This window comes from Ciceribacter sp. T2.26MG-112.2, assembly GCF_900492205.1.
Classification (GTDB): Bacteria; Pseudomonadota; Alphaproteobacteria; order Rhizobiales; family Rhizobiaceae; genus Allorhizobium; species Allorhizobium naphthalenivorans_A.
Genome location: NZ_UEYQ01000001.1, coordinates 170652 through 191294, shown reverse-complemented (window position 1 = coordinate 191294; position 20643 = coordinate 170652). Strand labels below are relative to the sequence as shown.

22 protein-coding genes are annotated in these 20643 nt (G+C 63.9%); 13 read left to right on the top strand and 9 right to left on the bottom strand.

Annotated features, from left to right (window positions below; all coding sequences use genetic code 11):
* Positions 1–84: 84 nt before the first annotated feature.
* The 10 genes from DYZ14_RS00960 to DYZ14_RS00915 all read left to right on the top strand — a co-directional run bounded on the left by DYZ14_RS00960 (position 85) and on the right by DYZ14_RS00915 (position 10161).
* Complete coding sequence (locus DYZ14_RS00960; protein ID WP_154718933.1) at positions 85–690, top strand: hypothetical protein; 606 nt, start codon at positions 85–87, stop codon at positions 688–690.
* A 153-nt stretch (positions 691–843) separates the two neighbouring features.
* A complete protein-coding gene (locus DYZ14_RS00955) occupies positions 844–1344 on the top strand; it encodes a PepSY domain-containing protein (RefSeq protein ID WP_154718932.1) in 501 nt (166 codons plus the stop codon).
* A gap of 4 nt (positions 1345–1348) precedes the next feature.
* Positions 1349–2014: a response regulator transcription factor gene (locus tag DYZ14_RS00950; RefSeq protein ID WP_154718931.1), complete on the top strand. Its 666-nt coding sequence runs from the start codon at positions 1349–1351 to the stop codon at positions 2012–2014.
* Complete coding sequence (locus tag DYZ14_RS00945; protein ID WP_154718930.1) at positions 2011–3336, top strand: sensor histidine kinase; 1326 nt, start codon at positions 2011–2013, stop codon at positions 3334–3336. Before DYZ14_RS00950 ends, DYZ14_RS00945 begins: the two co-directional genes overlap by 4 nt.
* A gap of 176 nt (positions 3337–3512) precedes the next feature.
* Positions 3513–3716: a 50S ribosomal protein L35 gene (gene rpmI, locus DYZ14_RS00940; protein WP_147178545.1), complete on the top strand. Its 204-nt coding sequence runs from the start codon at positions 3513–3515 to the stop codon at positions 3714–3716.
* A gap of 39 nt (positions 3717–3755) precedes the next feature.
* Entirely contained in the window at positions 3756–4160 is a 405-nt protein-coding gene (gene rplT, locus DYZ14_RS00935) for a 50S ribosomal protein L20 (protein WP_115668749.1), read from the top strand.
* Positions 4161–4293: 133 nt separating this feature from the next.
* On the top strand, positions 4294–5379 hold the full coding sequence (gene pheS / locus DYZ14_RS00930) for a phenylalanine--tRNA ligase subunit alpha (RefSeq protein WP_154718929.1): 1086 nt from the start codon (positions 4294–4296) through the stop codon (positions 5377–5379).
* On the top strand, positions 5376–5939 hold the full coding sequence (locus DYZ14_RS00925) for a hypothetical protein (protein WP_154718928.1): 564 nt from the start codon (positions 5376–5378) through the stop codon (positions 5937–5939). Before pheS ends, DYZ14_RS00925 begins: the two co-directional genes overlap by 4 nt.
* A 1-nt stretch (position 5940) precedes the next feature.
* The gene (pheT, locus tag DYZ14_RS00920; RefSeq protein ID WP_154718927.1) at positions 5941–8367 is read left to right on the top strand and encodes a phenylalanine--tRNA ligase subunit beta; all 2427 of its coding nucleotides are present in this window, start codon (positions 5941–5943) and stop codon (positions 8365–8367) included.
* A gap of 333 nt (positions 8368–8700) precedes the next feature.
* A complete protein-coding gene (locus DYZ14_RS00915; RefSeq protein WP_154718926.1) occupies positions 8701–10161 on the top strand; it encodes a sensor domain-containing diguanylate cyclase in 1461 nt (486 codons plus the stop codon).
* 13 nt (positions 10162–10174) lie between these two features.
* Here the strand turns inward: DYZ14_RS00915 and DYZ14_RS00910 are convergent, their stop codons facing one another.
* Complete coding sequence (locus DYZ14_RS00910) at positions 10175–11173, bottom strand: aldo/keto reductase (protein ID WP_154718925.1); 999 nt, start codon at positions 11171–11173, stop codon at positions 10175–10177.
* Positions 11174–11301: 128 nt separating this feature from the next.
* On the opposite strand from DYZ14_RS00910, the gene DYZ14_RS00905 reads away from it, so the two are divergent.
* Positions 11302–12192 carry a LysR family transcriptional regulator gene (locus DYZ14_RS00905; protein WP_154718924.1) on the top strand — a complete coding sequence of 297 codons (891 nt, stop codon included), beginning with the start codon at positions 11302–11304 and terminating at the stop codon, positions 12190–12192.
* Between the two features lie 6 nt (positions 12193–12198).
* On the opposite strand, the gene DYZ14_RS00900 is transcribed toward DYZ14_RS00905, so the two are convergent.
* The 4 genes from DYZ14_RS00900 to DYZ14_RS00885 all read right to left on the bottom strand — a co-directional run bounded on the left by DYZ14_RS00900 (position 12199) and on the right by DYZ14_RS00885 (position 15247).
* Positions 12199–12645 (bottom strand): GNAT family N-acetyltransferase, encoded by a 447-nt coding sequence (locus DYZ14_RS00900; protein ID WP_154718923.1) that lies wholly within the window; start codon positions 12643–12645, stop codon positions 12199–12201.
* A 7-nt stretch (positions 12646–12652) separates the two neighbouring features.
* Positions 12653–13603 carry an aldo/keto reductase gene (locus tag DYZ14_RS00895; RefSeq protein WP_154718922.1) on the bottom strand — a complete coding sequence of 317 codons (951 nt, stop codon included), beginning with the start codon at positions 13601–13603 and terminating at the stop codon, positions 12653–12655.
* Between the two features lie 88 nt (positions 13604–13691).
* Complete coding sequence (locus tag DYZ14_RS00890; protein WP_154718921.1) at positions 13692–14690, bottom strand: GlxA family transcriptional regulator; 999 nt, start codon at positions 14688–14690, stop codon at positions 13692–13694.
* Entirely contained in the window at positions 14687–15247 is a 561-nt protein-coding gene (locus DYZ14_RS00885; protein ID WP_154718920.1) for a cysteine hydrolase family protein, read from the bottom strand. Before DYZ14_RS00885 ends, DYZ14_RS00890 begins: the two co-directional genes overlap by 4 nt.
* Positions 15248–15446: 199 nt before the next feature.
* Here DYZ14_RS00885 and DYZ14_RS00880 point away from each other — a divergent pair, with 199 nt between their 5' ends.
* A complete protein-coding gene (locus DYZ14_RS00880; RefSeq protein WP_154718919.1) occupies positions 15447–16436 on the top strand; it encodes a Gfo/Idh/MocA family protein in 990 nt (329 codons plus the stop codon).
* Between the two features lie 8 nt (positions 16437–16444).
* Here DYZ14_RS00880 and DYZ14_RS00875 read toward each other — a convergent pair whose 3' ends face one another.
* Positions 16445–16819, bottom strand: coding sequence for a GtrA family protein (locus tag DYZ14_RS00875; RefSeq protein WP_154718918.1), 375 nt, complete (start codon positions 16817–16819; stop codon positions 16445–16447).
* A complete protein-coding gene (locus DYZ14_RS00870) occupies positions 16816–17820 on the bottom strand; it encodes a glycosyltransferase (protein WP_154718917.1) in 1005 nt (334 codons plus the stop codon). Before DYZ14_RS00870 ends, DYZ14_RS00875 begins: the two co-directional genes overlap by 4 nt.
* Before the next feature lie 156 nt (positions 17821–17976).
* Between DYZ14_RS00870 and DYZ14_RS00865 the strand changes: the two genes are divergently transcribed.
* Positions 17977–19794, top strand: a complete 1818-nt coding sequence (locus DYZ14_RS00865) for a hypothetical protein (RefSeq protein WP_154718916.1) — start codon at positions 17977–17979, stop codon at positions 19792–19794.
* Between the two features lie 65 nt (positions 19795–19859).
* Here DYZ14_RS00865 and DYZ14_RS00860 read toward each other — a convergent pair whose 3' ends face one another.
* Together DYZ14_RS00860 and DYZ14_RS00855 are read right to left on the bottom strand one after the other, a co-directional pair.
* Entirely contained in the window at positions 19860–20093 is a 234-nt protein-coding gene (locus tag DYZ14_RS00860; RefSeq protein ID WP_332308661.1) for a hypothetical protein, read from the bottom strand.
* A 128-nt stretch (positions 20094–20221) separates the two neighbouring features.
* Complete coding sequence (locus tag DYZ14_RS00855) at positions 20222–20485, bottom strand: spike base protein, RCAP_Rcc01079 family (protein WP_154718915.1); 264 nt, start codon at positions 20483–20485, stop codon at positions 20222–20224.
* Between the last annotated feature and the right edge of the window lie 158 nt (positions 20486–20643).

Here is a 20643-nt window from a genome sequence, read left to right as displayed (position 1 = left end):
AGCGCGGCTGGGCGAACTGTCAGCCAAGGGCGGGTAAGTTCCGGGTGTCGAGATCAGAGATTCTCAAACACCGGAGGAATAAAGATGATCAACCTTCTGCGTAAGCCCCTGCTCGTATCGAGCACCGCACTGCTTTCGCTGACCGTTCTGCCAGCGGTCGTATCCAGCCTCGCGCTGCCGCTTGCCTCGTCCGTCGTATCCGTCGCCTATGCTGACGATCACGGTGGCGGTGGCGAGAGCGATGGTGGTGGCGAAAGCGATGGCGGCGGCGAGAGCGATGGCGGCGGCGAGAGCGACGGCGGTGGCGAAAGCGACGGTGGTGGCGAAAGCGACCATGGCGCTGGTGATGACAATGGTCATGACGACAGCGACGACGACGGTGCCGACGATCACGGCGGTGGCGACAACGACGTCGAGGATGACGGCAATGACGACGTTTCCGACGACGATGGTGTCGATGACGTGGATGACGTGGATGACGACAACGCCTCGAACGGTCGACGCGAAGAGACCCAGCTGATCGTCAACGATGCCCAATATGCCGGTCTCTCCAAGGGCTCGCTGATTGCCGTCGATCAGGCCGGCCAGCGCTTGCAGTTGCGGTTCGAGTGGGAACACGGCAAGCCCGAAGTGAAGTTCGAGGCACCTGCCGGATCGGTTAAGCGGGTGACGGTCGTTCCGGCTAGCTGATTCTGTTTGAAAGGGCTGTGATCCAGCCGCCGGGATCACAAGTCTTTTCACCCCGCCCGCAAGGGCGGGGCTTTCTTCTTGTTGCTGTGGCGTGCCGGTGAAACAGACGTTACTGTCCTTCGTGAACGGCGCCCGAGGAAAGGCTGAGAAACAATGACGGCCATCGATAGGCGGGAATTCCTGTTGTTGCTCCTGGTGGCGGTGACGTCGACGGCGCATCTCTCGGGGGCAGAGCCGGCCCTTGCCGACGATGACGGCGGTGATGGTGGCGACGACGGTGGTGGTGACGACGGCGGTGGTGAAGACGGTGGTGGCGACGACGGCGGCAGCGGTGGTGACGACGGCGGCGATGATTCCGGCTCCGGCGGTGATGAGGGCGAAAGCGACGATGGCGGCGACAACGATAGAGCGGGGTCCGACGACGACCATACCAAGGCGCGCGACGCAGTCCGGGAAGGCCGCATTCTGCCGCTTCGCGAGATTCTGCAGCGCGTAGCCGCCATGCGAGCAGGACGCGTGTTGTCGGTCGACCTGTCGCTCGAGTCCAAGACCCCTTTCTATGTGCTCAAAGTCGAGAACGAAAAGGGCGGCGTGCGCACGCTTCGCCTCAATGCCGAGACGGGTCGCACGCTCGGCCCGTTCGGGTGGTGGTGACGACATGCGGCTGCTGCTTGCTGAAGACGATCGCGATATCGCGGAACATACGAAAGCCAAGCTTGAGGCGGAAGGCTATATCGTCGACCATCTCGCGACGGGGCCAGAGGTTTGGGAGGAGGGTGAGACCGGTGATTATGCCGCCATCATTCTCGATCTCGGCCTGCCGGGCATGGACGGCCTGTCGATCCTCAAGCGCTGGCGGGCGAGCGGCCTCGATACGCCGGTCCTCGTCCTGACGGCGCGGGGTTCCTGGATGGAGCGGGTCGACGGCTTCGAGGCCGGAGCGGACGACTATCTGCCGAAACCCTTTCGCAGCGAAGAGCTGGTCGCGCGTCTCAAGGCGCTGCTGCGCCGTGCCCGCGGGCGGCCGTCGCCGATCAAGTCCGCAGGGCGTTTCGTCGTTGACGACCAGACCCGGCGCGTGACCTATGACGGCCAACCGCTCGACCTGACCGCGCTTGAATACCGCCTCGTGCAGTTGCTCGTCAGCGAGCCCGGCCGCGTCTTCGATCCGATCGAGATCGCCAGGCGCGTGCAGGGGCGCGACGATGACGCGGCCAAGAATTCGGTCGAGGCGATGATCGCCCGGCTTCGGCGCAAGACCGATCCGGAGGCGATCGAGACGCGACGCGGATTTGGCTACGTGCTGCCGGATCAGAACATATGATCCAGTCTCTCCGGGTCCGGGTCGTCATCGGAGCCTTCGCCGCCATCGTCTTCATCCTTCTCGTGCTGGGCTACGGCTTGAGCCGTGTCTTTTCCGGCTATGTGGCCGAACGATACCGGGTGGAAATGGCCGTTATCGTCGATCAACTGGCCGCCGGCCTGGAATTGCGCAACGAGAAGGTGGTTCTTGAAAAGACGCCGACCGATCCCCGCTTCACGCTTCCAGGCAGTGGACGCTACTGGCAGGTGGCTCCCGAATCGGGCGAGGTATTGCGCTCGCGATCGCTTTGGGATGTCGACCTGCCGGCCAATGCGTTGATTCCGGCGGATTACGGGTTCCTGACGGCGGAAGGGCCGGACGGCGCCGACCTTCTGGTCTACCAGCGCGCAATCTCCCTCGACGGTTCGAATGGCGCGCGGCGGTTTACGCTGTCGGCCGCCTTCGATCGTTTCGAGTTCGATGACGCGGTCGCCCAGTTTCACAGCGCCATGGCCATGATGCTGGCACTGAGTGCCGCGGTCCTCGTCGCAGCCGCCATCTTTCAGATAGGTGTCGGGCTCGCACCCCTCGTGCGCCTTCAGCAGCGTGTAGGGCTGGTTCGCGCCGGACAGGCAAATTCGGTCGATGATGTCGGCGTTTCGGAATTGCGGCCGCTCGTCTCCGAGCTCAACCTGCTGCTCCAGGAGCGTGAGACGGCGGTGGAAAGGGCGCGAGCCCGTGCGAGCGATCTGGCGCATGGGTTGAAGACGCCCCTGACCGTCCTGCTCCATGTCGCCGACCATCTTCCGCCGACGGAGAGGGAACTGGCTCGCCAGCAGGTCGATCTCATTCGCCAGCGCGCCGACCGCCAGCTGCAATCGGCACGGCTGGGCGTCGAGCAGATGAGCCTGACCGAACTCGGCTCGCTGGTTGGCAAGCTGGTCATGGTGCTGAGGCCCATTACCGAGCCGCGCGGTATCGAATGGCAGATCCGCGTTCCCGCCGGGCTTGCCGTGGACATGGATGCCGCCGACTTCGCCGAGGCGCTCGGCAATGTGCTCGACAATGCGACACGGTTCGCCCGGGGCGAAATTCGCATCACGGCGGCGGCCGCGGACAAGGCCGCTGTGATCATCGTCGAGGATGACGGTCCGGGCGCATCGGAGGCGGATCTGGCCATCCTTCCCTCGCGCGGCGTGCATCTGGGCGAGGATGACAGCGGTTCCGGGCTGGGGCTCTCCATCACGGCGGACATCCTGTCGGCCTATGGCGGATCGCTGGAACTCGGCCGCGCGAAGCTCGGCGGACTGTCGGTGAAGCTGTCGGTGCCGCTTCGCGGCTAGCGGGCCCGCATCGTCGGCGGCCGTTCGAGATTCCCGATGCGACCCGTTGCGCTTTTATCCGTCAGCGGTTATAAGCGCGCGTCCGAACGGTCCGGCAGGGCATGCCGTGGCCGTTCTTTATGCTTGAAAACGGGCGTCGTCTGCCTGTTTCGATACAAGAACAATGGAGTAGCAAAATGCCCAAGATGAAGACGAAGTCCTCCGCCAAGAAGCGGTTCAAGATCACCGCCACCGGCAAGGTCCTGGCGGCTGCCGCCGGCAAGCGCCACGGCATGATCAAGCGGTCCAACAAGTTCATCCGCGACGCACGCGGCACGATGGTTCTCGCCGAAGCTGACGGCAAGAAGGTCATCAAGAACTACCTGCCGAACGGTCTCTGAGACCCTTTCGCTTTTTGGATCATTTAAGGAGATCATGACATGGCACGCGTAAAACGTGGCGTAACTTCCCGCGCCAAGCACAACAAGGTATTCAAGGCAGCCAAGGGCTTCTACGGCCGCCGCAAGAACACGATCCGCGCAGCAAAGGCCGCCGTGGACCGTTCGAAGGCATTCGCCTATCGCGACCGCAAGGTCAACAAGCGCAACTTCCGCGCCCTGTGGATCCAGCGTATCAACGCTGCTGTGCGCGAACACGGCCTGACCTATGGCCGCTTCATCGACGGCCTGAACAAGGCCGGCATCGAAGTCGACCGCAAGGTTCTGTCCGACATGGCCATCCATGAACCGGCAGCTTTCGGCTCCCTGGTTGCCGCTGCCAAGAAGGCGCTGGCCTACCTCAAGGACGCCGGCACGGCCAACGAGTTTGAAAGCGCGGTCAAGTAAGCCAGCGCTTCCCAAGCTTTTGTAAAAGAAATTGTTGGGAAACCCGCGCTGGCAGGGCTAGCGCGGGTTTTTCATTTTGTCGTCATGCCGGGGCGTTAGGGACCCGCGGTGGTATAAGGGGCAGGAAACGGACATGTCCGATCTCGACAGTTTGAAAACGGCGCTTCTCGCCGACATCGCCGCGGCGGACAACGAAGCCGATATCGAGGCGGTCCGCGTCGCCGCGCTTGGCAAGAAGGGTTCAATTTCCGAACTCCTGAAGACGCTGGGCTCGATGACGCCGGAAGAACGCCAGACGCGCGGTGCGGCGATCAACGCACTGAAGAACGAAATCACCGAAAAGATCACCGCCCGCAAAACCGAGCTGAAGGACGCCGCCATCACCGCGCGGCTGAAGGCCGAGACGGTCGACGTCTCGCTGCCCGTCCGCTCCTCGCCGGCCGAGCGCGGCCGCATCCATCCGATCAGCCAGATCGTCGACGAGATCACCGCGATCTTCGCCGACATGGGCTTCTCGATCGCCGAGGGTCCGGACATCGAGACCGACTATTACAATTTCACCGCGTTGAACTTCCCCGAGGGTCATCCGGCCCGCGAGATGCACGATACCTTTTTCCTGGAGCCCGACGACAACGGCGACCGCAAGGTGTTGCGTACCCACACCTCGCCGGTGCAGGTGCGCACCATGGAAGCGCAGAAGCCGCCGATCCGCATTGTCATTCCCGGCAAGACCTACCGCCAGGACAGTGACGCCACCCATTCGCCGATGTTCCACCAGGTCGAGGGCCTGGTGATCGACAAGACCGCCAATGTCGGCCACCTGCGCTGGATTCTTGAAGAGTTTTGCAAGACCTTCTTCGAGGTCGACAATGTGGTGATGCGCTTCCGCCCGTCCTTCTTCCCCTTCACCGAACCGTCCTTCGAGGTCGACATCCAATGCGACCGCTCGTCCGGTCCGATCGTCAAGTTCGGCGAGGGCACGGACTGGATGGAGATCCTCGGCTGCGGCATGGTTCATCCGAACGTCCTGCGCGCCGGCGGGCTCGATCCGGACGAATACCAGGGCTTTGCCTGGGGCATGGGCCTCGACCGCATCGCCATGCTGAAGTACGGCATGCCGGACCTGCGCGACTTCTTCAACGCCGATGTGCGCTGGATGAGCCATTACGGTTTCCGCCCGCTCGACGTGCCGACCCTGTTTGGGGGATTGAGTTTATGATAGAGCTTGTCACCCGACTCTGGGAAATCCTGTCGCCGGTACACAGTCAAATCCTATCACTGATCTTCACCCTAGTCGGAGCCATGATTTTCTGGTTGTTCCGCGCACGCGTCAAACTTATTTGGGGGCGATCGAACAATAGTATTCATTTCATTCAGGCGGATGATAAGAAAACTGAAATATATTGTGAGAAATATTTTCTGCAGAACGCAGGGCGGAAGCCTGCGAATGATGTTCAATTTGTTATGTCATTCAAGCCAGACGATTTCTCAGTATTTCCGGCAAGAAATTATGAGCAATTAGTAAATCCAGAGGGTCAGTTCGTAACTAGATTTCCGTTCATTGCCCCGCGTGAGTTGGTGGTAATAGATGTGGTATATATCCAGAAGAGAGCCGCAGTTATAGAATCTGTGATTTGCAGTGAAGTTATTGGAAAAAATGTTGCTTTCATTACGAATAGAAAATTTGGAATGACATTCAATATTATGGTTTCTCTGCTTTTATTTTTTGGTGCCGCATTTATTTTGCAGACTGTACTGAACCTGGTCTTGGGGAGCTAACATGAAATTCACACTCTCCTGGCTGAAGGATCACCTGGAAACCGACGCCACGCTCGACGAGATCTGCGAGCGGCTGACCGCGATCGGCCTCGAGGTCGAGGACGTCGACGACAAGGCGGCCTACAAGCCCTTCGTCATCGCCAAGATCCTGACGGCCGAAAAACATCCGGAAGCCGACCGGCTGAAGGTGCTGACGGTCGATGCCGGTGACGGCTCTTCGCCCGTGCAGATCGTCTGTGGCGCCCCCAATGCGCGGGCCGGCCTGGTCGGGGCGCTCGCCCGTCCCGGCACCTATGTTCCGGGCATCGACGTGACGCTCGCCGTCGGCAAGATCCGCGGCGTCGAAAGCCACGGCATGATGTGCTCCGAAAAGGAGCTCAACATGTCGGACAACCACGACGGCATCATCGATCTTCCCGATGACGCTCCGGTCGGCGCGTCGTTCGCGTCCTATGCCGGGCTCGACGATCCGGTCATCGAGATCAACCTGACGCCTAACCGTCCTGACTGCACGAGCGTCTTCGGCATTGCCCGCGATCTCGCCGCCTCCGGCCTCGGCAAGCTCAAGCAGCCGAAGGCGCCCGAGTTCAAGACCGAGGGCGAAACGCCGATCGAAGTGAAGATCGTGCTCGACGACGAGAAGCTCTGCCCGGGCTTTGCCTATCGCCTGGTGCGCGGCGTGAAGAACGGTCCGAGCCCGCGCTGGATGCAGCAGCGGCTGCTGGCGATCGGTCTTCGCCCGATCTCGGCGCTGGTCGACGTCACCAATTACATGACCTTCGACCAGGGCCGGCCGATGCACGTCTTCGACGCCGACAAGGTCAAGGGCGTGCTCACCGTGCGCCGCGCCCGCGAGGGCGAGGAGATCCTGGCGCTCGATACCCGCACCTACAAGCTCAATCCGGCCAACGTCATCATCGCCGACGACAACGGCCCGGAATCGATCGGCGGCATCATGGGTGGCGAGCATTCGGGCTGCGACGAGAACACGGTCAACGTGTTGATCGAATCGGCTCTGTGGGACCCGATCAACATCGCCAAGACCGGCCGCGGCCACGGCATCATCACGGATGCGCGCTATCGCTTCGAGCGCGGCGTCGACCCGGAATACATGATGCCCGGCCTCGAGCGGACCACCGAACTGGTTCTCTCCATGTGCGGCGGTACGGCGGCCAGGGCCAAGGTCGTCGGCTACAAGGGTTACGACCGCAAGACCGTCGACTTCCCCTTTTCCGAAGTAAAGCGGCTAACCGGCCTCACCGTCTCCAATGACGAGGCTCGCCAGATCCTGACCGGCCTCGGCTTCGAGGTCTCGGGCAAGGGCGAGACGGTCTCGGTCGCCGTTCCGTCCTGGCGTCCGGATGTCGACGGCAAGGCCGACCTGGTGGAAGAGGTCATGCGCGTGCATGGCGTCGACAAGATCAAGCCCGAGCCGCTGGCGCCGACTGGTTCGGTCAACGCCAAGATCCTCACCCCCCTGCAGATCCGTACCCGCACCGCCAAGCGGGCGCTGGCCTCGCGTGGCATGCTGGAGGCCGTCACCTGGTCCTTCATCCCGGAAGCGCACGCAAAGCTTTTCGGCGGCGGAAGCCGTGCGCTGAAGCTCGCCAACCCGATCGCCGCCGACATGTCGGACATGCGCCCATCGCTGCTGCCCGGCCTTTTAACGGCTGCCCAGCGCAATGCCGACCGCGGCTTCGGCGACGTGGCGATCTTCGAGGTCTCGGGCACCTACGAGAACGACAGGCCGGAAGGCCAGCGTCGTATCGCCGGCGGCATCCGCCGCGGCACGGCCTCGCTTGCAGGCGCCGGCCGCATGTGGTCGAACGCGGCCAAGGGCGGCGGCAAGCCGGTCGACGTCTATGACGCCAAGGCCGATGCGCTCGCCGTTCTGGAGGCCTGCGGCCTGCCGATGTCGAACGTCCAGGTCGAGCAGGGCGGTCCTGCTTGGTATCATCCGGGTCGTTCCGGCACGATCAAGATGGGTCCGAAGGTGGTGATCGGCCATTTCGGCGAGTTCCATCCGAAGACGCTGGAAGCGCTCGACGTGTCCGGCGCTTTGTGCGGCTTCGAGGTCTATCTCGACGTCGTGCCGGAGCCGAAGCGGAAGGCGACCCGCACCAAGCCGGCGCTCGACCTCTCGCCCTTCCAGATGGTGAAGCGCGACTTCGCCTTCGTGGTCGAGAAGGCGGTCGAGGCGGGTGCGATCATCAAGGCGGCGGCCAGCGCCGACCGCAAGCTGATCACCGGCGTCAATGTCTTCGACATCTTCGAGGGTGCTTCCGTTGGCGAGGGCCGAAAGTCGGTGGCGATCGAGGTGCTGATCCAGCCGGTCGAAAAGACCCTGACCGACGAGGACTTCGACGCGCTGACGAAGAAGATCGTCGGTAATGTCGAAAAGACCACCGGCGGCAGCCTGCGCGCCTGAGGGACGAGAAGAAGCGGGAGCGGCGTTCGGCGCCGCTCCGGGTTTCCGGCACATCCGCACCATTGCGCGGCGTCATCCTCGGCCTTGTGCCGAAGATTTTCTGAGGTCAATGAAATCAACCCGCACGCAGATGCTCGGGACAAGCCCGAGCACGGCGAATGGGTGCCTGGCGAGCTTTCCCGGTGTTCTCAGGACCGGTGCGGCACCGCCCGGGCCGGCCGGAATTGCCCCTGTTTGATCAATAGAGATTTAATCAATACTGAATAGCCTGACCCGACATGCCGAGGGTCAAGGTTCTCTTGACGCGATTTTTCTCCGGTGGGCGATATTCCAATGAACGTTTCCGTGGACGCGAACATCTTCGAACTCGCTCCGATTGCGATGTGGATCGAGGATTTCAGCGAGGTCAAAGCGCAGTTCGACGCATGGCGCGCAGACGGCGTGACAGATCTTCGCGCCTTTCTCAAACAGGATCGCACACGTGTCGCGGAATGCTCCTCGAAGATCCGTATCCTGCAGGTCAACCGCAAGACGCTCGACCTGTTCGAGGCGCAAGACCTCGATGAGCTCGCTGGAAATCTCGGCAGGGTTTTCTGCGACGACATGTGGGAGACCCACATCAACGAACTGACGGACCTTTGGGAAGGCAGGATGGAGTTTGCCGGAACGGCGGTGAACTACACGCTCAAGGGCCGGCGACTTGATATCCAGCTGCGTGGTTCCGTCCTTCCGGGCCATGAGCGGACGCTCGGGCAATTGCTGGTCACCACCGAAGACGTGACGGAGCGGGAGGATGCGCGGCGCGCCGAGCTGGAGAACCGGCGCTATGCGGAAGGCGTCTTCGAGCATTCGCCCGTCTCGCTGTGGATCGAGGATTTCAGCGGTATCCGGACGCTGATCGAAGATGTCCGTTCACGCGGCATCGTCGACTTCCGGGTGTTTACCGACGTGCATTCCGAATTCGTACGCCAGTGTATGTCGGAAATCCGGGTTCTTGATGTCAATCAGGCCACGCTTGATCTGTTCGGCGCGCCCGATCGCCAGACACTGCTGCTTCGCCAGGGCGAGATCTTCCGTGACGAGATGGAAAAGCCGTTCCGCGAGCAGTTGATCGATCTCTGGGACGATCGGCTCTATCACAGCCGCGAAGTGGTCAACTACGCGCTGGATGGCAGCGTTCGGCATATCCTTCTCAACTTCGCGGTCTTCCCCGGCCATGAGCGCGATTGGTCGCGGGTGCAGGTTGCGCTGACCGACATCACCGCCCGCAAGAAGGCCGAGGCCTATCTCGAATATCTCGGCAAGCACGACATCCTGACCAAGCTGCACAACCGCGCCTTCTATACCGACGAGTTGAACCGGCTGGAGCGCAAGTCGCTCAGGCCGGTCTCGGCCATCGTCGTCGATCTCAACGGCCTGAAGGAGGCCAATGACCAGCGCGGGCACGACGCCGGCGATGCCTTGCTTCGGCGTTTCGGCGAGGTCTTGAACAGCGTCGTGAAACCGCCCCACCATGCGACGCGCATCGGCGGCGACGAGTTCGCGGTCCTGATGCCCGGCGCAGACCGCCAGGCCGCGCAGGGCATGGTGGACACGATCCACGAGATCCTGAAGATCAACAACCAGTTCTATTCCGATGCACTGCTCAGCATATCGCTGGGCTTTGCGACCAGCGAGCCGGGCGAAAGCATGGAAGCGCTGATGAAGCGGGCCGACGACATGATGTACGAAAACAAACGCCTGCACTATGCCAGCCAGCCGATCGCCGCAGACGCAAGGCGCACCAAGGTTTGAAATCAGGCGGGGCTCAACGCCCCGCCATCTTCGCCATGCGTTCCGGATAACGGGCACCCGCCACCTTCTTCGGCGACAGCATGTCGCCGAGCGTCGCCAGTTCCTGCGGTGAAAGCACGATGTCGGCGGCCGCGACGTTCTTTTCCAGATTGGCGATCTTGGTCGTGCCGGGGATCGGCACGATGAAATCGCCCTGGGCCAGAACCCAGGCGAGCGCCAGCTGGCCGGGCGTCACGCCCTTTTCCGCTGCCATCGCTTCCAGCGCCGCAATGAGCGCCAGATTGGCGTCGAAATTCTCCTGCGAGAAGCGCGGCAAGGTCCGGCGGAAGTCGTTCTCCGCCATGCCGTCGAGCGTCTTCAGCGCGCCGGTCAGCACGCCGCGGCCGAGCGGAGAAAAGGGCACGAAGCCGATGCCGAGCTCGCGGCAGGTGTCGAGCACGCCGTTTTCTTCCGGATCGCGGGTCCACAGCGAATATTCGCTCTGGATGGCGGCAATCGGATGCACGGCATGGGCACGGCGCAGCGTCGCGGCACTCGCCTCCGACAGGCCGATTGCCCGCACCTTGCCCTGTCGCACCAGGTCAGCCATGGCGCCGACCGTGTCCTCGATCGGCACGTCCGGATCGACGCGGTGCTGGTAGAACAGGTCGATGACCTCCACGCCGAGCCGCTTCAGCGAGGCCTCGGCGACTTCCCGCACATGTTCGGGGCGCGAATCCGTACCGCCGGCGGTCGCGTCGTTGGGATTTTCCGTGTTGATGCGGAAGCCGAACTTGGTGGCGATCTTCACCTGGTCGCGATAGGGCCTCAGGCCCTTGCCGACGAGGATCTCGTTGGTAAACGGTCCGTAGATCTCGGCGGTGTCGAACAGCGTGACGCCGAGCTCGACGGCACGGGCGAGCGTCGCCAGCGATCCCGCCTCGTCGCCGGTCTGGGTATAGCCATGGCTCATGCCCATGCAGCCGAGGCCGAGCGAGGAAACGGTGAGGGGGCCAAGTGTGCGTGTCTTCATGAAATCGTACCTCTGATGTTCGATCACCGTCCGTCAGTATAGACGGAGGTGACAGGGGCAAGATAGCGCGGCATCAGCCCGTCGATAATGCATGCAATCTGTCGCGGCTTGTTCTATCAGATAGAACAATGAACAGGATCCAACTCTCGCAGCTTGCCGTTCTGGCCGCCGTCGCCGAAGGCCGCAGCTTTCGCAAGGCGGCCGAGGAACTGGGCATCGCCCCTTCCGCCGTCAGCCATGCCGTGACCGCGCTGGAGGCGAGCCTCGGCGTGCGCCTGCTTGCCCGCACGACCCGCAGCGTCGCGCCGACGGAAGAGGGGCGCATGCTTTTGGAAACGCTGTCGCCGGCGCTCGCCGACATCAGTGCCGTGCTGGAGGGGCTGGCCGACCGCAGGGGCACGCCGGCCGGGCCGTTGCGCGTGACCATGCCGATGCTCGCCGCCGAAGACCTGATCGTTCCGCGTCTCGGCGCCTTCCTGAAGACCTATCCGGAGATCGAGCTGGACGTCGTCACCAATGACCGCTTCGAGGACATCGTCACTGAGGGCTTCGACGCCGGCTTGAGGCTCGGCGAACATCTGGAGGCCGACATGATCGCGGTGCGCGCCAGCGGTCCGCAGCGCGGTCTGATCGTCGCGTCGCCGGCCTACATAGCCGCCCATGGGCGGCCGCAGGCGCCGGGCGACCTCATCCATCACCGCTGCATCCGGCGGCGCTTTTCCAGCGGGCGCATCTACCGCTGGGAGCTGGAAAAGGCGGGAAAGCTATTGGCCGTCGACGTGTCCGGCCCGTTGATCCTCTCCGACCAGCGGCTGATGCGCCGCGCCGCGATCGATGGGGTTGGGCTTGCCTACCTGTTCGACGGTCGGGTCGACGCGGATGTCGCCGCCGGACGGCTGGTCCCCGTGCTCGAGGACTGGTGCCCGCCCTTCGAGGGCTTCTTCATCTACTATCCCTCGCGCCGCCAGATGCGCCCGGCGCTCAGGGCCTTCGTGGATTTTTTTCGGCACCGTGGCTGATCGAGATCAACGGAGCGCCATCCGGTAGCGCACGTGCCCGTCTTCCTTCGCATAGGTGTCGTAGAGCTTGCGCGCCGTCGCGTTGTCGTGGTTGGTGTGCCAGTAGAGGCGGGACCAGCCCTTCTGCTTGGCCAGGGTGATCAGGTCGTCGATCAGCGCCCGGCCGAGGCCCCGGCCGCGGAAGGTCTCGTCGAGATAGAGGTCTTCCAGATAGCATTCGGGCGAAAGGGCCCAGGTGGAATCGTGGAAATGGTGGATGGCAAAGCCCGCCATCTGGCCGTCGACCAGCGCCACCCGCATGGCGACGCGGGACGACGGATCGAGGATGCGCGTCCAGGTGTGGTGGGTGACCTCTTCGGGCAGGTCGACCTTGTAGAAGGTCAGGTATCCCTTCCACAGCCGCCGCCAGGCGGTTTCGTCGGCGGGCTGGGCGTCACGTATCTCGATGGTCATGGAATTCTTACGCTCCGGCTTCGGTGAGGCGCGCCATCTGCGCTTCGGAAAGTTGAAGCTTGCCGGCGGCAATCAGGCTTTCGAGCTGGCGAAGGCTGGTGGCCGAGGCGATCGGCGCGGTGATGCCGGGACGGGCGGCGACCCAGGCGATGGCGACGGTTGCCGGCGACGTGCCGGTCTCGGCGGCCACCTGGTCGAGGGCGGCGAGGATCCTCAAGCCCTTGTCGTCGAGATAATTGCCGACGCGGTAGCTGCGCGCCGCACCTTCCGTGTCCTTCAGGCTGCGATACTTGCCAGTCAGGAAGCCGGCGGCCAGCGCATAGTAGCTGATGACGCCGACATCTTCCCGCATGCAGAGGTCGGCCAGTGGCCCTTCGAACCTGTCGCGGGTATAGAGATTGTATTCCGGCTGCACGACGTCGTAGCGCGGCAGATTGTTGCTTGCCGCGGCGTCGAGAGAAGCCTGCAACTGGCCAGCCTCGTAGTTCGAGCAGCCGATCGCCCGCACCTTGCCCTGCTGCTTGAGCCGGGCGAAGGCCTCGAGCGTCTCCTCGATCGGCACCTCCTCGTCCGGCTTGTGCGCGAGATAGAGGTCAATGTAATCGGTGCCGAGCCGCTTCAGCGAGGCCTCGGCCGCTTCCGCAATCCATTTGGCGGAAAGCCCGGTCTTTCGCCCCTGGCTGTCGAAGCCGACCTTGGTGACGATAACCGCCTTGTCGCGGGCGACATGGCCGCGCTTGAGCCATTTGCCGATGATTTCCTCGCTCTCGCCGCCGACATGGCCGTCAACCCAGGAGGAATAGACGTCTGCCGTGTCGATCGCATTGTAGCCGGCATCGAAGAAGGCATCGAGCAGGTCGAACGAGGTCTTTTCGTCGGCGGTCCAGCCGAACACGTTGCCGCCGAACACGACGGGGGAGATGGAAAGGCCGGTGCGGCCGAGCGAACGCTTCTGCATGGGTAAACTCCGTGGGTTCGCGGGAGGCGGCCGAAGGCGGCCGGACTTGAGAGCCTGCAGGTTAGCAACCGCGCCTGTGATCGACCACTCAATTTCTGTGATCGGACGTGCGGTAGTGGCTCGGCGGTATGCTGTTGTGCTGCGCCCAGATGCGCCTGAGATGGCGCGGCGAGGAGAAACCCGCCCGCTCGGCCACCGTCTCCATGTCGAGGCGGGAATGGGAGAGGATGTCGCGCGCCAGCGTCACCCGCATCAGATTGACGTAAGCGTTGACGGACAGACCGGTATGCTCGCGAAACAGCCGCGTCATGTGGCGCTCGCTCAGATGGGCAAGATCCGCGAGTTGCGACAGCGTCCAGTCGCGGGCCGGATCGGCCATGATCGCATCCTGGATGCGGTGGATCGCCGGGTGCAGGTGGTTGCGGCCGGACAGCCAGGGCGAGAGCTGCGGATCGGCGCCGCTGCGGCGCATGTAGATCACCATGGTCCGCGCGATCGCGAGCGCGACCGGCGCGGAGATAAGCTTTGCGACGATGTGCAGCATCAGGTCGATGCCGGTGGAGATGCCGGCGCTGGAAAAGCGTTCGCCGTCCTCGACGAAGAGGCGGTTTTCCAGCACCTGCGCCGTCGGGGCGAGACGCTGCAGGTCGTCGATGCAGTCCGCGTGGGTGGTGCAGGCATGGCCGTCGAGCAGACCGGCGGATGCTGCGAGCAGGGCGCCGGAGCAGACGGTGACGAGCGTGATGCCGGGCACGACGACGCGGGCGAGCCAGCGCGCGATCTCCGCCCGCTCGGCCGCAACCGACGAAGGATCGGGAACCGCGCCCATGCTGCCGGAGATCACCACATAGGCGCCGTCGGGCAGTCGCTCGGGCAGAGGCTCCAGATTGGCGAGCGTCAGCCCGATCGAGGTCGTCTGTTCGGCATGGGCGGCGACGAAATGGCAGTCGAACAGGATCTCCTCCTGTTCGCTGTTGGCATAGCGCAGCACCTCGACCGGACCGGCGACATCCATCAGGAGCGTGTGCGGCGGCAGCACGACATAGACGGGGATGGTCCGGCGGTCGGGGCGGGGCGCGGCTGTCATGCGGCGAGACCGATCTGGCCGAGCGCCTGTTCCACCGTCGCGATGCGGGCAAAGCGACCGGCCAGCACCAGCTCGGTGCGGGTCTTGATGTCGGTCGCGCTGAAGACCTGGCCCGAGGCATGGGTCATCGGGAAGGTCAGCGTCGCCTCGGTCACGTAGTCGACCGCGAAGCCGAGATCGGCGCCGTGGCGCGTCGTCGTCTCGCAGCACTGCTCGGTGCGGATGCCCGAGACGATCAGCCGGCCGATGCCGCGCTGGCGCAGCCAGATCTCGAGCGGCGTGCCGACGAAGGCAGAGTGGCGGGTCTTGTGGATGATGACGTCCGGCTCGATCTTGAGGCCGGCGAGCGTCGTGACGAATCCGCTGTCGAGGCGGAACTCCGCATCCTCGTCGGTGTGGAAGATCTGCACGACGGCATGGCCGGCGGCCTTCGCCCCGTCGATCAGCGCCTGCTGCCTGGAGAGGAAGTCGACGACGTCCTCGTCGCGCCAGTAGGGGCGGTGGCGGAAGGATTCCTGAACGTCGATGACAAGGAGGGCGGTGTTGCTGGCGGCCATTTTCTGCATCCTCTGTGTTGATGGGATAGCCGAAAATACCGCATGAGAAAAAGGGAAAAAGTTCTGCTCCGGACGATGATGGGACATTCTCGGCCAATCATGATCGGTCCCAAGGTCTATCGTGGTTTGCCTTCGAGGCCCGTTGCCAAGCGGCGGATCTCTGACTAGGGTCGCGCGGCAACGATACAGGAGGAGCCCCATGCTGCGTTTCGGAATTCTGTCCACGGCCAAGATCGGCCGCGACCTCGTGGTGCCGGCCATGCAGGACGCCGAAAACTGCGTCGTGACGGCGGTTGCCAGCCGCGATCCTTCCAAGGCACGCGCCATGGCGGACCGTTTTTCCGTGCCGCACGCCTTCGGCTCCTACGAGGACATGCTGGCATCCGATACGATTGATGCCGTCTACATTCCGCTGCCGACCGCGCAGCACGTCGAGTGGACGATCAGGGCGGCGGACGCCGGCAAGCATGTGCTGTGCGAAAAGCCGATCGCGCTCAAGGCATCCGACATCGACCAGCTGATCGCGGCGCGCGACCGCAATGGCGTGCTGGTCTCCGAAGCGTTCATGGTCACTTACACGCCGGTCTGGCACAAGGTGCGCGCGCTGCTCGCCGAAGGGGCGATCGGGCGGCTGCGCCACGTGCAGGGCGTCTTCACCTATTTCAACCGCGACCCCGGCAACATGCGCAATATTCCCGAACTCGGCGGCGGCGGCCTGCCGGATATCGGCGTCTATCCGGCGATCGCCACCCGCTTTGCTACCGGTGCGGAGCCGCTGAAGGTGCAGGCGTCGGTCGAGCGCGATGCGCAGTTCGGCACCGACATCTATTCGAGCGTCAAGGCGGATTTCGGCAGCTTCGAGCTGAGCTTCTATGTCTCGACCCAGATGGCCAACCGCCAGTCCATGGTGTTCCACGGCACGGAAGGGTTCATCGAGGTCCGCTCGCCCTTCAACGCCGATCGGTGGGGCGCCGAAGAGGTCGAGCTTTCCAACCAGTCGCACAACCAGTCGCAGGTGTTCCGTTTCCAGGACAGCCGCCAATATCGCCGCGAGGCCGAGGCCTTTGCCAAGGCAGCGCTGAGCGGTGATCGTTCCGAGGTCGTCAGCCTGGAGAGCTCGCGCGACAACCAGCGCTTCATCGACGCGATTTATCGCGCCGGGGAAAAGGACGGATGGGAGACGGTCTGAACCCGAGCTCAGCGGCGAAAGACGAAGCGCGAGTAGCCGAAGAAGGAAAAGGCCATGGCGGCGATCGAGGCGATCACCAGCGCCGCCAGCGGCTGAAGGATCGGCAGCGACAGGAGAAGCCCGCTGTAGATGAGGTAGTTGACCACGGCCGAGGTGATGCCGACCGAGCCGTAGCGGAAACCTTCGACCGCGATCGAGCGACGCGAGGCGCCGAAGGTGAAGCTGCGGTTGAGATACCAGGTGGCGACCAGCGCAACAGCAATGGCGATGGCGCGCGCCAGGAACGGGCCGAGCGGCGTCGCCTCGAGCAGCAGCCAGAGTACGGAACCATCGACGAGAAAGCCGATGGTTCCGACGATGCCGAAGCGGGCGAGCTTCTTCATGCCGCGTCGGCGGTTCGCGCCGGCTTACGCTTTTCGCGCTCCGTCCGGGCCGCCTGCTGTGCATGGGCAAGCGCCGGCAGGGTCAGGTAGTGGATGCGCAATTGCTCGGCGCGCGAGCGGGCGAGCGAATCGAGGATCAGCCCGGCGGTGAAGCAAAACAGCGCCATCAGCATCAGGGCGGTGGCGAGGATCCAGGTCGGCATACGGCTGACGAGGCCGGTGGTGAAATATTCGACGAGGACCGGGGTCATGAAGGTGAGGCTCGCCGCCATGATCGTCGCCGCGATGGCGCCGAAGAAGGCGAAGGGACGCGTCTCCTTCATCAGCATGGCGAACATCCAGAGGATCTTGGCGCCGTCCTTGAAGGTCGAGAGCTTGGAATGCGAGCCCTCCGGCCGCCGGCCGTAGTCGAGTTCGAGTTCGGCCACCGGCAGCTTCAGCCGCGAGGCATGCACCGACATTTCCGTCTCGATCTCGAACCCGGCGGAAACGGCGGGGAAGCTCTTGACGAAACGGCGCGAAAAGACCCGGTAGCCCGACAGGATGTCGGTGAAGTCGCTGCCGAACAGGAAACGGTAGAGCGTGTTGAACAGCCGATTGCCGAAGGCATGGCCGTTGCGCCCGGCATCGGCATGTACGCCACGGCGCGTGCCGACCACCATGTCGGCGCGCTCGGTCACAAGCGTGCGGATCAGTTCCTCGGCGTCGTCGGGTGCATAGGTACCGTCGCCATCGGCCATGACATAGACGTCGGCCTCGATGTCGCAGAACATGCGGCGCACGACATGGCCCTTGCCCTGGCGGCGCTCGCGCACCACGGTCGCACCCGACAGCATGGCGGTCAGCGCCGTGCCGTCGGTGGAGTTGTTGTCGTAGACATAGATACGGGCATGCGGCAGCGCCGTGCGAAAGCCCTGCACCACGGCGCCGATCGTCGCGCCTTCGTTATAGCAGGGCAGCAGAACCGCCACGTCGAGATTTTCGGATGCTGACCCAGGCATATCGGCTACTCGCGACAGAGACATGCCCGACGAACGCGGCGTCCGGCCTGGTTTTACTATTTCTTGAGAAGGTTAAGGCTAGGTTTCGCGAAGACATGGCAGGCGTGTTTTTGTCTCGCGACAGTGCGAGAGGCCTGGACGAAGGATAGAGCACGCATGATCGATCAGGTAACGGCCGACAAGACATGGAGCAGGCTCTGGACCCGTCTCGACTTCGTCGTCGCTTTCTTCGGTATCGCGACCATCGTCATACTCCTGCTGATCAACCTGCCGGGAGCCACCGACTATGTGGGCGTCGACAATGACGACGCGATGCGCCTCGTGCAGGTGCGCGATCTGCTCGGCGGCCAGTCGTGGTTCGATCTAACGCAATATCGCCTCGGACTGGATGGCGGAACGCTGATGCACTGGTCGCGCCTGGTCGATCTGCCGATCGCCGCGCTGATCCTCGCCTTCTCGCAGGTTCTGCCGGCCGAGCGCGCCGAGGCCGCGGCATTGCTGGTCTGGCCCCTGTTTCTGATCTTGCCGCTCTTCGTCGCCGTGGCGGTCGGGGCGCGCCGCATCGGCGGGTTGCCCGCCATGCCGATCGCCCTTGGCCTTGCCGCCCTGCTGGCCCTGACCTCAAACCGCTTCCTGCCGGGCGCGATCGATCATCACAATGTCCAGCTGGTGCTGGTCGCCGTCATCGCCGCCATGCTGGTCGATCCGCGTCACAAGCCGGCGAGCTTTGCCCTTGCCGGCCTGGCGGCTGCAGTGGCGATTGCGATCGGTGCCGAAACCTCCCCCTTCGTCGCCACCGCCTGCCTCGTCGTCGCGGTCCTGTGGGCTTGGCATGGCTCGGGCTTTGCCCCGGCGGCGCGGGCCTTCGCGCTGACGGTGACGATCGCCATCTCGGCCCTGTTCTTCGCCACCGTGCCGCCGCGCCTCTACACGATGGCGGCCTGCGACAGCCTTTCGATCAGCTATTACGGGATCACCGCCGTGGGCGGACTGCTGCTGCTGGTTACGGTCCAGCTGGCCAGCCACGCTTCACGCCGCACCCGCTTTGCCGTCCTCATGGCCGATGGCGCAGCTGTGCTCGCCGCGGCGCTGATCCTTGCCCCGCAATGCCTGCAAAACCCGCTCAACGATCTCGATCCGCTTCTGGTCACCCTCTGGCTCGACTTCGTCATCGAGGCGCAGTCGATCCTCCAGCAATTGCGGGTCGAGCCGGCGAGCCTCGGCGGTTTCTATGCGGTGGGCTTCTTCGCCATCGTCGTCTGCCTGTTGCGTATCGTCCGCGACGACCGGCGCGAAATCCATGCCATCCTCCTGGCACTGATCCTCGTCAGCTGGCTGATCGCGCTGATCCAGCTGCGCGGCGCGGTCTTCGCCAACCTTCTGTCGATCCTGCCCCTGTCGCTGCTGATCGCCGAACTGCGCCGAAACGCCCGCGACGACCCGGAGAACATGGGCGCCGGCTTTGCCTTCGCGGTGACGACGCTGCTCGCCGTGCCGAGCGTCTGGCTGCTTGTCGGTGTGTTCGCGACCGAAGGGACAGCCGGCGTCACCCAACGGATGAAGGGGAGCGTCGGGCCCGCGACGTCCTCGCAGGATTGCGAAGCGGCCGCAGCCCTTCGCCAACTCGGGGCCTTGCCGCCGACAACCGTGGTCGCACCGTCGAATACAGGCTCGAAAATCCTGCGCTTCACGGCGCACAGGGTGCTTTCGGCTCCCTATCACCGCAACCAGGGCGGCATGCTGACCGAACTGCATATCGGCCTCGCGACGCCCGCAGAGGCGGCGGCCTTCCTGCGCGGCGCCGGTGCCACGATCATCGCCTATTGCGGCACGGATCCGCAGACGGAGACGATCCGGGAGCTGAAGCCCGACGGGTTCTATGCGGCGCTCGAGCGGGGAGAGGTGCCGACCTATCTGGAGCCCTTGCCGCGCGATCCGAAATCGGGCCTGGCCCTCTACCGCATGCGGTTCTAGGCCCCGCCGGCAATCCCTTTGCCCAGCGGTGAGCGAGCGAAACCTGAGGGCAGGCGGTGGGTTGTTCAGACGGTCTTGCGACGCTCGATGGCGACGAGGCCGACGAGATGCAGGATCAGGCCGGCATTGAAGCCGGCATAGGCCGAAGCCAGGGACAACCAGGCGACAGGCCCGGGCGAAACGGCTGCGGCAAGCGCGAAGACGGCACCGATCAGCACCGCGGCCAGAGCGATGCTCACCGCCGAGCGGGTCAGGCTGGCGGCAATTCCGATCATCATGGCGGTGGCAAAAATCATCATGCGTCTCTGTTGAAGGACTCGTCCGGCGATTCTAGGGCGAATTAGCTAACAGGCGGTTTCCGCTCGAAAGGCGGCCGGACGCAGCGTGCCGCGCCCGACCCGTCGGGCTAACCTTGAGTGGAGGAGGCTCAGGCAAGACCGACAATGGCGCCGGCGGTGGTACCCGTCGCGCGCACCCGCACGACGCGCAGCGGCAGGAGACTGCCGTCGGGAAGGCCGGAGAGCACGAATTCGGCACCCGACAGCATGGTCACGGCAAGATTGCCGCCCATGCCGACATAAAGCGCCCGCGTCGCCTCGGGCAGGTCGGTGGCATCATCCGGCACGACGGTAAAGCCGGTCGAGGCGGGACCGGAAAGGGGAGGCTGGAAGGCGGCGAAGCGGTCGGTCATGGAAGGGTTCCTCTTGGGCAGATGATTTCACCGATTTTCCCCCGGCAGGAAAAGGCGGGGAAATGGAAGGATCGCATTGTCCGGCCGGCGGAGTCGGCGGGCAGGCGTTTGCCCTTGTGGTTCCGGGGTTTGCGGCGAGCGCGGAATGCCGCGCGATG

Coding starts and splice junctions, on each gene's coding strand:
- DYZ14_RS00960 (WP_154718933.1), top strand. CDS start 85: ATGATCAACCTTCTGCGTAAGCCCCTGCTCGTATCGAGCACCGCACTG.
- DYZ14_RS00955 (WP_154718932.1), top strand. CDS start 844: ATGACGGCCATCGATAGGCGGGAATTCCTGTTGTTGCTCCTGGTGGCG.
- DYZ14_RS00950 (WP_154718931.1), top strand. CDS start 1,349: ATGCGGCTGCTGCTTGCTGAAGACGATCGCGATATCGCGGAACATACG.
- DYZ14_RS00945 (WP_154718930.1), top strand. CDS start 2,011: ATGATCCAGTCTCTCCGGGTCCGGGTCGTCATCGGAGCCTTCGCCGCC.
- rpmI (WP_147178545.1), top strand. CDS start 3,513: ATGCCCAAGATGAAGACGAAGTCCTCCGCCAAGAAGCGGTTCAAGATC.
- rplT (WP_115668749.1), top strand. CDS start 3,756: ATGGCACGCGTAAAACGTGGCGTAACTTCCCGCGCCAAGCACAACAAG.
- pheS (WP_154718929.1), top strand. CDS start 4,294: ATGTCCGATCTCGACAGTTTGAAAACGGCGCTTCTCGCCGACATCGCC.
- DYZ14_RS00925 (WP_154718928.1), top strand. CDS start 5,376: ATGATAGAGCTTGTCACCCGACTCTGGGAAATCCTGTCGCCGGTACAC.
- pheT (WP_154718927.1), top strand. CDS start 5,941: ATGAAATTCACACTCTCCTGGCTGAAGGATCACCTGGAAACCGACGCC.
- DYZ14_RS00915 (WP_154718926.1), top strand. CDS start 8,701: ATGAACGTTTCCGTGGACGCGAACATCTTCGAACTCGCTCCGATTGCG.
- DYZ14_RS00910 (WP_154718925.1), bottom strand. CDS start 11,173: ATGAAGACACGCACACTTGGCCCCCTCACCGTTTCCTCGCTCGGCCTC.
- DYZ14_RS00905 (WP_154718924.1), top strand. CDS start 11,302: ATGAACAGGATCCAACTCTCGCAGCTTGCCGTTCTGGCCGCCGTCGCC.
- DYZ14_RS00900 (WP_154718923.1), bottom strand. CDS start 12,645: ATGACCATCGAGATACGTGACGCCCAGCCCGCCGACGAAACCGCCTGG.
- DYZ14_RS00895 (WP_154718922.1), bottom strand. CDS start 13,603: ATGCAGAAGCGTTCGCTCGGCCGCACCGGCCTTTCCATCTCCCCCGTC.
- DYZ14_RS00890 (WP_154718921.1), bottom strand. CDS start 14,690: ATGACAGCCGCGCCCCGCCCCGACCGCCGGACCATCCCCGTCTATGTC.
- DYZ14_RS00885 (WP_154718920.1), bottom strand. CDS start 15,247: ATGGCCGCCAGCAACACCGCCCTCCTTGTCATCGACGTTCAGGAATCC.
- DYZ14_RS00880 (WP_154718919.1), top strand. CDS start 15,447: ATGCTGCGTTTCGGAATTCTGTCCACGGCCAAGATCGGCCGCGACCTC.
- DYZ14_RS00875 (WP_154718918.1), bottom strand. CDS start 16,819: ATGAAGAAGCTCGCCCGCTTCGGCATCGTCGGAACCATCGGCTTTCTC.
- DYZ14_RS00870 (WP_154718917.1), bottom strand. CDS start 17,820: ATGCCTGGGTCAGCATCCGAAAATCTCGACGTGGCGGTTCTGCTGCCC.
- DYZ14_RS00865 (WP_154718916.1), top strand. CDS start 17,977: ATGATCGATCAGGTAACGGCCGACAAGACATGGAGCAGGCTCTGGACC.
- DYZ14_RS00860 (WP_332308661.1), bottom strand. CDS start 20,093: ATGATGATTTTTGCCACCGCCATGATGATCGGAATTGCCGCCAGCCTG.
- DYZ14_RS00855 (WP_154718915.1), bottom strand. CDS start 20,485: ATGACCGACCGCTTCGCCGCCTTCCAGCCTCCCCTTTCCGGTCCCGCC.